This is a genomic window from Paraburkholderia sp. EG287B (genome assembly GCF_040965595.1).
Taxonomy (GTDB): Bacteria; Pseudomonadota; Gammaproteobacteria; order Burkholderiales; family Burkholderiaceae; genus Paraburkholderia.
In genome coordinates this window covers 1-11,716 of record NZ_JBFRCG010000028.1, presented here as the reverse complement: position 1 = coordinate 11,716, position 11,716 = coordinate 1, and the positions used below count along the sequence as shown (strand labels likewise).

The 11,716-nt window shown below is 56.5% G+C and carries 9 protein-coding genes and 3 pseudogenes; 2 read left to right on the top strand and 10 right to left on the bottom strand.

Going from position 1 to position 11,716, the window contains the following annotated elements; translation table 11 throughout:
- Positions 1 to 25 precede the first annotated feature (25 nt).
- From AB4Y40_RS36995 to AB4Y40_RS36955, 9 genes and pseudogenes are all read right to left on the bottom strand, one after another.
- Entirely contained in the window at positions 26 to 2,188 is a 2,163-nt protein-coding gene (locus AB4Y40_RS36995; RefSeq protein WP_368692079.1) for a N,N-dimethylformamidase beta subunit family domain-containing protein, read from the bottom strand.
- A 273-nt stretch (positions 2,189 to 2,461) separates the two neighbouring features.
- A pseudogene (gene hisM / locus AB4Y40_RS36990) lies at positions 2,462 to 3,160 on the bottom strand (histidine ABC transporter permease HisM); the annotation flags it as partial.
- Positions 3,157 to 3,843 carry an ABC transporter permease gene (locus tag AB4Y40_RS36985; protein ID WP_368692078.1) on the bottom strand — a complete coding sequence of 229 codons (687 nt, stop codon included), beginning with the start codon at positions 3,841 to 3,843 and terminating at the stop codon, positions 3,157 to 3,159. The gene AB4Y40_RS36985 and the pseudogene hisM, both read right to left, overlap by 4 nt.
- 46 nt (positions 3,844 to 3,889) lie before the next feature.
- A complete protein-coding gene (locus tag AB4Y40_RS36980) occupies positions 3,890 to 4,657 on the bottom strand; it encodes an ABC transporter ATP-binding protein (protein WP_368692077.1) in 768 nt (255 codons plus the stop codon).
- A 182-nt stretch (positions 4,658 to 4,839) separates the two neighbouring features.
- On the bottom strand, positions 4,840 to 6,087 hold the full coding sequence (locus AB4Y40_RS36975) for a Zn-dependent hydrolase (protein ID WP_368692076.1): 1,248 nt from the start codon (positions 6,085 to 6,087) through the stop codon (positions 4,840 to 4,842).
- Positions 6,088 to 6,174: 87 nt separating this feature from the next.
- On the bottom strand, positions 6,175 to 6,954 hold the full coding sequence (locus AB4Y40_RS36970) for a transporter substrate-binding domain-containing protein (RefSeq protein WP_368692075.1): 780 nt from the start codon (positions 6,952 to 6,954) through the stop codon (positions 6,175 to 6,177).
- Positions 6,955 to 7,030: 76 nt separating this feature from the next.
- Complete coding sequence (locus AB4Y40_RS36965; protein ID WP_368692074.1) at positions 7,031 to 8,374, bottom strand: aspartate aminotransferase family protein; 1,344 nt, start codon at positions 8,372 to 8,374, stop codon at positions 7,031 to 7,033.
- A complete protein-coding gene (locus AB4Y40_RS36960; RefSeq protein WP_368692073.1) occupies positions 8,371 to 9,279 on the bottom strand; it encodes a dimethylarginine dimethylaminohydrolase family protein in 909 nt (302 codons plus the stop codon). Before AB4Y40_RS36960 ends, AB4Y40_RS36965 begins: the two co-directional genes overlap by 4 nt.
- Before the next feature lie 312 nt (positions 9,280 to 9,591).
- Positions 9,592 to 9,720, bottom strand: a pseudogene (locus AB4Y40_RS36955) (transposase domain-containing protein); the annotation flags it as partial.
- 125 nt (positions 9,721 to 9,845) lie between these two features.
- On the opposite strand from AB4Y40_RS36955, the gene AB4Y40_RS36950 reads away from it, so the two are divergent.
- Together AB4Y40_RS36950 and AB4Y40_RS36945 are read left to right on the top strand one after the other, a co-directional pair.
- Positions 9,846 to 11,087 (top strand): site-specific integrase, encoded by a 1,242-nt coding sequence (locus AB4Y40_RS36950; RefSeq protein ID WP_368692072.1) that lies wholly within the window; start codon positions 9,846 to 9,848, stop codon positions 11,085 to 11,087.
- Entirely contained in the window at positions 11,084 to 11,560 is a 477-nt protein-coding gene (locus tag AB4Y40_RS36945) for a hypothetical protein (protein WP_368692136.1), read from the top strand. Before AB4Y40_RS36950 ends, AB4Y40_RS36945 begins: the two co-directional genes overlap by 4 nt.
- Positions 11,561 to 11,565: 5 nt before the next feature.
- Here the strand turns inward: AB4Y40_RS36945 and AB4Y40_RS36940 are convergent.
- A pseudogene (locus AB4Y40_RS36940) lies at positions 11,566 to 11,716 on the bottom strand (IS630 family transposase); the annotation flags it as partial.

Sequence of the window (11,716 nt, the reverse complement as noted above, 5' to 3'; positions counted from 1 at the left end):
CGGTCGCCCGCTGAAACTTCCGGGACTAGGCGTCGCGCCGCGTCATGCGCATCGCGTAGTTCTTCATGATTTTTGCAATGTCGTTGCAGTACCCGTTGTGTGAAAGGCTGCCGCACCAGGTTATCGAACCCACCGAAAAGACGGATCCTCCCCAACCTGTCTCGTACCAGATCATCTCGGCCTTGATCAACGACCCAAGCGGGCCGTGATCGAGCGACTCGTCATGCGCAGTGAGTGCGTCGAGCGCGGCACCGAATGCCGATGAATGCCCTTCGGATGTCGCGAGGAGCGTGTATTGCTCTGGCGAACCCGCAATGGTTGAAGTCGAGTCGAGTTCAAACCCTGCTGCACCGCCCCCCGAGAGTCCGTAATCCCCGATGATTCCCGAAGAGACGCCATCAAGCAGCCAGCCTCCAGGCTGTTCACGCGCGTCATCGTGAACGCGATAGTACGAGCCTTCGAAAGGCCCCTGCGCCGAGAATCCAATACCAACCAGCCGCTGCGGAGGCCGACCGCTGTCGCGCCAAAGACCTCCCAGTCGACCATCGAATGCGTTATGGAGTTCGCCTGGCAAACTGGTCCAGTTCCGGATCCCGTTGTTGCCACGGCGTAGCTCAAGCGCGCCGGGAAACAGTTCGGACAGGGCAATTTTCCAGTAGAACCCGTTGCCTCCAAGGTAGGCAAGATTGCCTCCCTGCTTCAGATATCCCTCGATGGCGTCAAGTGTGCGTTCAGTGTGGTACTCAGGATGGGTGCCTGTGAGCACCGCCCGATAAGGTTTGAGCATAGCCTGACCGTGACGCTCGAGATCGTCGTCCGTCACGATGTCAAACCCGACACCCTCGTGTTCGAGCCAGTCGAGCAGATAGTGATCTGCAATGTAGTGGCGACAGCCTGATCCGCGTGGCTCATTGAATGTCATGAAACCAGGGCGCATCGTCAGCATGGGCCGCAGACGGGTAGAAAAGGCGACGCCGCTGCCGTCAGCGTGCAGGTTGTAGGTTGACAACCCAACTTCCGGATGATCGTCCGGATTATGTGGATATGCTTGCCATGCATTCACCTTGGCGCGGAAATCTTCATCAAAGTTACCGCGCGCAAAGTTTGCGTAAGCCTGATAGGTGTACGTCGGTATGACGATCGCGAGTTCGTGGCCCGGCCGTCCGGGACGTGCGCTCACCCAGAACGGTAGCCAGTCGCGATCAACTCCCCGGTCGTCTGCAAGTGCCATCGCGTAAGAACCGGAAGGAAGGTCGTCAGGAACAGTGAAGGTAAAGGACGTTTCCCAATTGACGTCGTCAATATCTTCCTGATGAAAATGAATCGCCGCATACTCATCCGGCGCAGCACGCCAACAGAACTCGCGGCCGGTCCAATTCGAGGAGCGAACTGCGCGCGTAGGAAGATTAACGATTCGGCCGTGATGGGCACCCGGACCGCAGTCAAATACGTCTCCCGTATCAATTCCAAGCGCGAAATCCCATGCTGCGATCACGATCGAACCAGCGTGGATTCGCGGTGCTTCGATACGCCCATTGAAATGGAGCGTTGGCGCATCGGCGGAGAGAGCCGCGATTGCAACGGCAGGCGCGGGAGCGCTCCAACCACCGGTAGGCACGGTTGCAACTGCTTCCGAGCCGATGTAGCGCGAATCAATCGGCGTAAAAGACAGCTTCAGCTTTCGCGTTCTGGCGTCGAAACAGAGGGAAATACCCGACCATCGGGCTCCCACCGGGCAATTCGCGCGCAGATTCACAGTTGAACCACTGTCGTTGGACCAGGTTGCAGTGGCCCCCTCACCATCGATCCCAATCTGCCATCCTTGTGCCTTGTCCGAATCCCACTGCGACATAATGCACTGTGAGCCGTTCTTTGCTAACGTCGGCAACACCCGGACAGAAATTGACCAGTCATTGTCAGGGTTAGGCCACGGTACGCCGGGTACATGAATCCAGGAACCTCGATGAATCAACTGCTCGACTGACGGCGCGATGGTCGAGTAGATGTGGCTCAGGTCCACCATACGCAAGCCAGGCCCCGCAGGATTGACGTCTGCATGGATCACTCGAACAAGTCGCGCCGTGAAGGGGCACTCCAGGCGGCTGGATACCTTGAAGTCGATGGATTCGCCCGATACGGCCGAGAGTCGATCGCTGTAACCGACCAGGTCCATGGTAGTTTTCAACATTGCGGCAACTCCTTTGATTCAAACGCGCAAGGCAGACTGCCAGTAAACGCGCCAGAAAACTCCGTCATCCATTGATTAACGATTCGCTTGACGATAAAGGTTTTACGGTCACACGAAACCTGCATTTCCTACAAGTATTCCCTATTCCGAATCGCGGCGGAGATGCTTCAGAGGCCACCTTATCGGAAGCAGCGTCAGGAAATGTCCCATAAAGCGCTGACTGCGGCGTGTGGATAGACAATTCGTCACACGACCTGCACCGGTCGACCTTGGCGCGAGGAACGCCAGCCATTTTTTCTCGGCTTTCTTGAATGCACCGATCAGCAGAAATGATATCGATAGGTATATCAGCGCAGCGATCGTGAAGCTCGAGAACGTCATGTAAGTTGCCGAGTTCATGTCTCGCACGACCTTCATGAGCTCCGGCACCGTCGCGGTGAAAGCAAGCGTCGTGGCATGCAACATAAGGATGATCTCGTTGCTGTACATCGGCAATGCGCGGCGAAGCATGGCCGGGATTATCACGACACGGTAGATCGCGCCTGATGACATTCCAAAGGCTCTTGCGGCTTCTATCTCCCCACGAGGAATGGCCCGCATTGCGCCTGCGAATATTTCCGTAGTGTAGGCGGAGGTACTCAGTGAAAATGCCAAAACTGTGCAGTTCATACCACTTCTGAAGAAAGCACTCAGAATGTCGCTTGCCCTCACAAATTCGAGGCCATATATTCCAGTGTAGATCAACAGCAACTGCACATAGAGTGGCGTCCCGCGGATCGCGAATGTGTATGCCTTTACCGTCTCGGAAACATATCGATTGGACGAATTTCGCGCAATGGAAAGAGGTACCGCAAGTACGAAACCAAACGCGACTGAAAGAACAAGCAACCATAGCGTCACTATCAGTCCGCTAAAGTGATCACCGTCGAAGACAAGTAGAGGGAGCCAGTACTGTCGAAGTAAGTCAATCATCGTGAGACGCCTCGATCATGTCTGGAGTAGTGGCGCTGCAGCCGGTCAAGCGCGACTGTAGAAATCGCAGCCAGGACCAGATAGACACCGGCTGCAACCAGCATGAAGAAGAAACTGCTGAAGGTACTGCGTCCGGCATTCTGCGCAGCCTTGACAAGGTCTGATAGCCCGATAATCGATACCAGCGCCGTTGCCTTCACGATAACCTGCCAGTTGTTACTGATTCCAGGTAAAGCGTGCAACATAAGTTGCGGAAAGACGATCCGTTTAAATGCAGTCCAATAGGTCATCCCGTATGCCATCGCTGCCTCAATCTGCCCCCGGCTGATTGATAGATAGGCCCCTCGAAAAGTCTCGACGAAATATGCTCCGTACACCAGACCAATTGTCACGGAGCCCGCCCAGAACGGACTGATGTCAACCTGCGCTGCCCCGAAGCGGTCGGTCACCACGTTCAACGCGATTTGAATGCTGTAAAAAGTCAGCAACATCAGTACAAGATCGGGGACCCCCCGGATGATCGTGGTGTAGCAGGTGGACAGAAAGAAGCTTAGCCGGTTTCCGGACAGCTTGGCCGTCGCGCCGAGGAGCCCCACGAGAAACGCCACGACAAGCGATAGCAGTGACAGTCTCAGCGTCTCCATGGCGCCATAAAATATTTCTGTGCCGTAACCGCTTAGCATGCCCTGCTCCTTCTGATCCAGGAATCGCCTTGTGATCGATGTAGGTTCATTTGAGACTGCCCGAGAGGAAGCGCTGGAGTCGCGGACTGTGGGGGCGAACGAAGATCTCTTCGGGAGCGCCCTCCTCTTCTACTCGCCCCTGGTCAAGGAACATGACACGGCTTGACACCGACCTGGCAAATTCCATTTCATGTGTCACCAGGACCATCGTTCTCCCCTCTTCCGCTAGTCCCTGCATGACTCTGAGAACCCCGCCAACGAGTTCGGGATCGAGCGCCGACGTCGGTTCATCAAAGAGGAGGACGTCTGGTTCCATGGCAAGGGCACGCGCAATTGCAACCCGTTGTTGCTGCCCCCCGGACAAGTGCGATGGATACGCGTCGCAATGGGTCCGCGGCATGCCGACTCTCTCGAGATAGCGGAGCGCGCGGTCGCGCGCTTCCGAACGGCTGACCTTTGCGACACGATGCGGAGCCTCCGTCACGTTTTCCAGCACCGTCATATGCGCCCAGAGATTGAAATGCTGAAAGACCATTCCGAGTCGAGCTCTCAATCGTTGCAGCTGCTTTTTGTCTCTGACGATGAGATCACCGCGGGCGTTGGGGAAGGTTTGGATCTCCTCGTCGTGCAACTTGATGATGCCTCCGCTGGGGCTCTCCAGGAAATTGATGCAACGGAGGAACGTGCTTTTGCCCGACCCGGAAGAGCCGATCAGGCTGATCACGTCTCCCGCGCGCGCCTCCATGGACACACCTTTGAGTACGGAATGCTCGCCAAAATTTTTCGTGATGTCGCGTATGCTTAGTGTGTTCATAAAATACTCATCCTGTGTCTCAGCAGGAAGTCTGCGTCCAGGCAGGCAGTGCTCCGCCTCAGACCCTCGCCTGTTGAGCGATGGATACTGACGCGGCCCGGCCTCTCGCAGATCATATGTTGGTACTATGGCCCGTCTCCTGCTGCAGCGGCGCAAGCGGAGTGTGCCAGCATCGCCGGCGACTATGCGTCGTCAACTCCCGCTGCTTCGATGATCATCTGGAGCAAGACGTTGGTCCCTGCCTCCAGGTCCTTTGGAGATGCGTTCTCGATTTCGTTATGACTGATCCCGCCCTCGCAGGGAACGAAGATCATCGCGGTAGGTGCTATGCTGGCCAGATAAACCGCATCGTGTCCGGCACCACTAAGCAGATCCATCGACGGATAACCAAGATCTGCGCTTTTCCGCCTGACCGAATCCACCAGGAAGCTGTCGAAGGGCTGAGGAGCGAAATGAACGACCTGTTCGACTTCGACGGGCAATTCACATTCCGAGCATAGCTTTCGGAACTGCGTGTCCAGTAAGTCAAGGAGCTCGGCAGAATCGGCACGAAGGTCGACAGTCATTGCCACCTGGCCTGGAATGACGTTCCTTGAATTCGGGAACACAGAGATACAGCCGACAGTTCCCCGCGCGTTCGTGGAAGACCCGGTTGCGATGTGATTGACCCCTTTGACGAGGTCAGCCGCGACAAGCAAGGCATCCCGACGCAGATTCATTGGAGTTGGACCGGCGTGAGCTTCCTGTCCTTGAACCTTGACGTTGTACCATCGCTGACCCAGCGCTCCAGTGACGACACCGATCGTACAGGCCGCCGTTTCGAGAACCGGACCCTGCTCGATATGCGCCTCGAAATATGCTTTTGGCGAGTACGATGGCTCAACGCAACCTTGATAGCCAATAGACTTCAGTGCATCCTCGACTGATATCTGGTCCGAGTCTTCGCGAGAAAGCGCGTACTCGAGTGGAAAGGCCCCGCTTGCCACGCCGGATCCCATCATCACTGGAACAAACCGGGATCCCTCTTCATTCGTCCATACGACGACTTCCACTGGCGCAATGGTCCTTAGTCCGTGGTCGTTAAGTGTTCGCAGCACTTCAAGACCTGCAAGAACGCCATAATTTCCGTCGAACTTCCCGCCAGTCGGTTGCGTGTCGATATGACTTCCCGTCATTACCGGGGGCAGTTCGGGGTTCGTCCCACGGCGGCGAGCTACGATGTTTCCTATTTTGTCGACTCGCACGGTACATCCCAGTTCGGTTGCCCAACGGGCAATCAGATCCCGGGCTTCCTTGTCCAGTTGTGTCAGGGCCAGTCGACAAACTCCGCCCTTCTGCGTTGCACCGATCTTCGCAAGGTCGATCAGACTGCGCCAAAGTCGGTGACCGTCAATTCTCAGATCAGACAGCGTCAGGATACTGTCGCTCACGTTGCACCTCTATCGATATACATTTTGGATGCCTTCCGGTGTTTCCAGGTCTATTCGGTAGACAGGATCCTGCCTCAGTACAGATCGTTAATTCGAGATGTCGAAGTCAACGTACTTGTGAGTGATGGTCGTGTATGTTCCATCGGACCGGATTTTTTGCAGCGCGTCGTTGATGGACTGCCTGAGAGTCGGGTCGTCCTTGCGAAGACCCATGGCGGTATAGTCAGCGATGCCGTTCACCACGATAGGTCCTCCGGCAAACTTGAATCCACGACCCCGCTCGGTCTTGAGAAAGCCCACACCAGCCTGGATCTGCTCCACCAGAACGCCATCCAAACGGCCATTGACAAGGTCTGCGAGCGCCTGATCCTGGTTGGCATACGGGACGACGGTCACCCCCGAATTAGCCCACTGCGCTTTTGCAATGGTCTCCTCAACCGAGCCCTGCAAGACACCGACGCTCTTGCCCCGAAGGCTCTCAGCTGTGGGTTGCAACGTGCTCGCCTTGGACACCAGGAGCCGGCTATGCGCGCTGTACAGCTTGTCGCTAAAGTCGATTTCCTTTTTTCGCTGCTCGGTTGCCATCATCCCGGAGAGAATCACGTCGATTTTTCTCGCTTTCAGGCTGGGAATCAGACCGTCGAAATCACCTTCGACCCATTCACATTTCGCATGCAATTGGGCACATACAGCGTTCCCCAGATCAATATCGATACCGACGAGCTTGCCGTCAGGCGACTTGGATTCGAAGGGAGGATAGTCGGGGGATGTGCCGAACCGAATCGTCGAGATATCCTTGGAGAACGAAAGCGACGGCAGGACAATGAAAGTAATGACGACAGCCAGCAAAACGTGAAGCTTTTTCATGATGTTCACCGATTTTGTTTAATAAAGTCAGGGGCTGAAGCGCGTGATTTCCAGTTTCGCTGGTCGTGTACAGACCTCACCTTCCGAGCTCAGAAAGAGCCTCACGGGACGACCTCGCAAACTTTTCGACGATCTCAGCAAGTTCGTTATCCGTAGCAATATAGGGCGGCGCAAGTATGACCGTGTCACCCAATACTCCGTCGACATTGCCGCCAGACGGGTAGCAGATTAGTCCGTTCGCGAGCGACCTCTGCCTGACCTTGAGATAGAGTTGCTTTTCGGCGGCGAACGGTGTCTTGCGCTCCCGGTCTTCCACAAATTCAATGCCCCAGAAAAAGCCGCGACCGCGGATATCGCCGACGGCTCCGATGTCCGCCAACTCTGCTCTGAGCATCTCGCCGAACCGCTGCCCGGCGGTCTGGACGCGTTCGATCAGACGATCCCGCTTGATAATCTTCTGGACAGCGACGCCAGCAGCGCACGCGGCCGTATGGCCAGTGAAGGTGTGCCCCGTCATAGGGCCACCGTACGCGCCGTTGATAACTTCTGCGACCTTCTTCGTATAGACGGTAGCCCCCAGTGGGATATAGCCGCCACCCAGTCCCTTCGCGATCGGCATGATGTCGGGGACCACGTCATCGAATTCCAGCGCTCGCCAAGTTCCGCATCGACCTGAGCCACACATCACCTCGTCTGCGATCATCAGCACCCCATGACGATCGCAGACTTCCCTGACGGCCCTGGCATAGCCTTTCGGCGCAGGAACAACGCCACCTGCTGCGCCGACCACGGGCTCAAATACGAACGCTGCAACATTGTCGGCGCCAATGCGCAGGATTTCCTGTTCCAGTTCGCCGGCACAGGCCCTGCCCAGCTCATCCGCGGACACGCCATCGAGGGGCCGATACTCGTTGGCCGGGCTGATCAACGATGCGGGAATGAGAGCGCCCTCGAAGGGCGCCCTGCGTTCGAGAAAACCGGATATGGAAAGGGCGCCAAGAGTGTTCCCGTGCCATGACCGCTGGCGTGAGATAAAGCGTCGACGGCTCGAGTTGCCAAGCGCGCTGTGATACTGCAAAGCGAGCTTCAATGCCGACTCGACCGCCTCCGACCCTCCGGATACAAAGACCATCGACGTAAAGTCCGGCCCACACGCCTCCCGGACAAGATCGGAAAGCTCTTCCAGAGGGTCGCTGGTGAACAGATACCGGTAGCCATGGGCGATCTGTCTGAGTTGCGCAGCGACGGCCTCGTTGACTTCCTCATTCCCGTGTCCAAGACTGTAGACAGCCGGTCCAGACGAGCCATCGATGTATTGCTTGCCGGTCGTATCGAAGACATAGACGCCTCGACCATACTGCACCTTCGGCAACTTCGGAGCGGCGATCGTCGTACCGCCCTTAAGTTCGACTTTGCTCATTTCGCCCCCCCGACAAGATTCCGGCGAAGCGGCATCGTCAGACAATGCGCGGCGCCGCCCTCAATGACGAATTGCTCGAGGTCCGGATCGAACACATGAAAACCCTGTGCCCGCAACGCGGCGTTGACACGAGGATTTTGTTTGGAGGAAAGCACGCGATCGTCGCCAAGGGCGACGGCATTGGCACCCATGCTCATCACCTCGCGGTAACCGACGTCAACCAGTTCATACCTTTCTCGCAGCCACGCAACATCGTCCGGGTCGAGAATATCTGTGGCGCACAGCGCTACCTTGTCGTTGACAACACTGAACAGAACGTCGAGGTGCAGAAAGTACGCCGGAACCTTGATAAAGCGTGTTTGCCAGCCCGCCTCTGCAAACCATGCGGCAACCTGCTGGGCCGCCGCATACGTTGTCCGTACCTCGTTCACGCCGATGAGTACTTGACCCGGCGACAGGATCTGGACATCCCCACCTTCGAGACTTCCAGCAGTCACCTTTTTCCACACCGAAATATCAGACGAGGCGCAGAAGTCGACGATCGGCCCCCACTCTCCCTGTCGCTCGGGTCTAGCCATCTGGCACAGAAGCAAGCCAAAGGGCGTCATGACGCTGCTATCTCGCGTATACGTTTGATAAAAGAGGTGTGGATCCTGCTCAAGAAGACGGCAGATGACACCAGCTTCGGCAAGCGCGGACCGCAACTCTCGATGCTGGCTCATCGCGGCGGCAACATCCGCGGTCTTCCCCGCATCCAGCGCGCCAATAACCATGGTGTTTGAGCGCGCCCAATCGTAGTACGTTGCATCGCATACGAGCACCTCCGTGAGGCGGCCATATTCGCTATCGAGGAATGCGTTCGCGTCGACACCTTCTACCACCTTTCCCGACGAGATTTGGTTCATGAAAAGTTTGTCCATTGTTTCGATTAAGCCGACATTAGCCCGGACCGCAGATGCGTCAAGACCTCGCCCTGACTATCCCGCGGTCCCTGAAACCTCATCATGGTAATCATTATAATGATTAGTGGGCAAAGGGCTCGGTAGTATTTTCCCTACCCGTTACACTCATGAACGGCACCTTCGGTTGCAAGCAGAAGACTGTGTCCGGAGCACGATTGATACCCCGCACCAGAGGTGCTTTGACCGTATGCGGTCCACGAAGGACGCCCCTCAGAGCGAGGTGGCAGAGCGCGTGATGTGTAGTAGCGGTGTTGGTCAGCGGAAGTGGGCAGGCATTTTCCAGGGAAGCAGCGCGTCGTAGTCGTCGACAGTCTTCGCCAGAGGTAGCCGCTGGAACAGCCACGTGAGGTAGCGGTAGGGATCGATACCGTTGGCCTTTGCCGTTCATGCCGATTGCCCAACTATGCCGAACGCAGAGCTATTAGCGTGCACAGTAGGCCGAACCTTGCATGAGTATTCGGCATAGTCTGGAGCTCGACCCCGCCAGTTGACGGGAAGGAGCGACGGACATGGGCATCGAAACGTACTATCGTCGACCAAGATTGCTGGTGCAGCTTCGCGAAGGGCCACTTGGCAATTACATTGATCTGTTTGCCGATCGATTGCAACACGAAGGGCACTGCCAACAAGGTGCATGGCGCAATCTGCACGTCGTGTGTGACTTCAGCCATTGGCTTGCTCGTAAACACATTGCCGCTTATGACGTCGACGAACAGACCGTGAGTTCGTATCTGCCGTTTCGGCGACGACAGCTGCGCCCATCAGTCTTTGAAGGTCCGGCTCTGATGAGGATGCTTGCCCTCCTGCGCGAGATCGAGGCGAGTCCGCCGGCACAACCTACACCGTCCAGGTTCGCCGATCTGGTGGAGCAGGATTTCGTGCATCATTTGCAGCAGGATCACGGTCTTGCAAGGGTATCGGTGATTCGGCATCTCCCGGTGATCCGCATGTTTTTGCGCGAGAAGCGCATCGACAGCACGAGGTCCCTCAGTAAGCTGACCGCGAGAGATGTGGTGGACTTTATTGAGCTGCACGTCGGTGATCACAGTCCACGATCCGCGCAAATCATGTGCTGGACGCTCCGCTCTTTCTCACGATTCCTGCGATACCGTGGTTACGTCACTTGTGACCTCGCAGCGAGTGTCCCGAGTATAAGGCGATGGACACTCTCCTCGCTTCCGACCTATCTCCAGCCCGACCAGGTTCAATCAGTTCTTGACGCCTGCCGTCGAGATACATCGCTCGGGCGTCGAGACTACGCGGTGCTCCTGCTACTGGCCCGGCTGGGATTGCGCTCGAACGAGGTCACGTTACTTGAACTGGCCGATATCAACTGGCGTGCCGGCACGCTTACCATTAAGGGTAAAGGGCGACGACGTGCTGAATTACCGTTGCCAATGGAGGTTGGCGCCGCTGTGGCGGATTACCTTGAGCATAGCCGCCCGCGATCGAACAGCAGGCGCGTATTCATACGTCAATTGGCTCCGCATCGTGGCTTCGCGTCATCATCTGCGGTCTACCTCATCGCCCGAATGGCATTGGAACGTGTTGGGATCGACGATGTTGCTTCCAAGGGCCCCCATCTTTTCCGGCATAGTCTTGCGACCCAGTTACTCCGGTCCGGTGCGTCGCTGACCCAAATTGGTCAGTTACTACGTCACGAGCACCCCGATACAACGAGGATTTACGCGAAGGTCGACGTTTCGCAGCTGCGTACGGTTGCGCTACCCTGGCCAGGAGGTGTGAGATGAATGCGATCCGCAGGGCCCTTCTCAACTACGTTGCAATGCGTCGCGGGTTAGGACTCAAGTTTACCAATCAGGAGAAGCGCCTTGCCGAATTCGTCCGATTCATGGAAGGTCACAGCGCAACGATCGTGACGAACAGGCTGGCTCTTGAATGGGCTACCGAACTCGGCGCCAACCGCCCGACATCTGCACTACGGTTGGACGACGTTCGTGGGTTCGCTCGTTATCTGAGCATGTCAGAACCCAATACAGAGGTGCTGCCTACGGATCTCATTCGGTGGCCGCAACGCAAGCGACCATATCTCTACAATGAGAAGGAGATCCGAGACCTGATGGCTGCGGCCTTGAAGCTAAGGCCCGCGAATGGCTTGCGTCGATGGACTTTTCATTGCCTGTTCGGCGTCCTCGCGGTAACGGGAATGAGGATCGGCGAGGCGCTCGCCTTGCATCGTGACGACGTTGACCTAGTGTCGTGAGTTAGGTCCGTTGAACCAGATGAATTGCACCGGATTCGCCGCGATGGATCGGAGTACTTCCATTTCAATGGGAGTGCTTGCTTATTGTATTGAAGTATGTACCGCATGAGCTTTTTGTCGAGATCCCTGGTGCTGGTGAATACGCCACGCGCAATG

Coding starts and splice junctions, on each gene's coding strand:
- AB4Y40_RS36995 (WP_368692079.1), bottom strand. CDS start 2,188: ATGTTGAAAACTACCATGGACCTGGTCGGTTACAGCGATCGACTCTCG.
- AB4Y40_RS36985 (WP_368692078.1), bottom strand. CDS start 3,843: ATGCTAAGCGGTTACGGCACAGAAATATTTTATGGCGCCATGGAGACG.
- AB4Y40_RS36980 (WP_368692077.1), bottom strand. CDS start 4,657: ATGAACACACTAAGCATACGCGACATCACGAAAAATTTTGGCGAGCAT.
- AB4Y40_RS36970 (WP_368692075.1), bottom strand. CDS start 6,954: ATGAAAAAGCTTCACGTTTTGCTGGCTGTCGTCATTACTTTCATTGTC.
- AB4Y40_RS36965 (WP_368692074.1), bottom strand. CDS start 8,374: ATGAGCAAAGTCGAACTTAAGGGCGGTACGACGATCGCCGCTCCGAAG.
- AB4Y40_RS36960 (WP_368692073.1), bottom strand. CDS start 9,279: ATGAACCAAATCTCGTCGGGAAAGGTGGTAGAAGGTGTCGACGCGAAC.
- AB4Y40_RS36950 (WP_368692072.1), top strand. CDS start 9,846: ATGGGCATCGAAACGTACTATCGTCGACCAAGATTGCTGGTGCAGCTT.
- AB4Y40_RS36945 (WP_368692136.1), top strand. CDS start 11,084: ATGAATGCGATCCGCAGGGCCCTTCTCAACTACGTTGCAATGCGTCGC.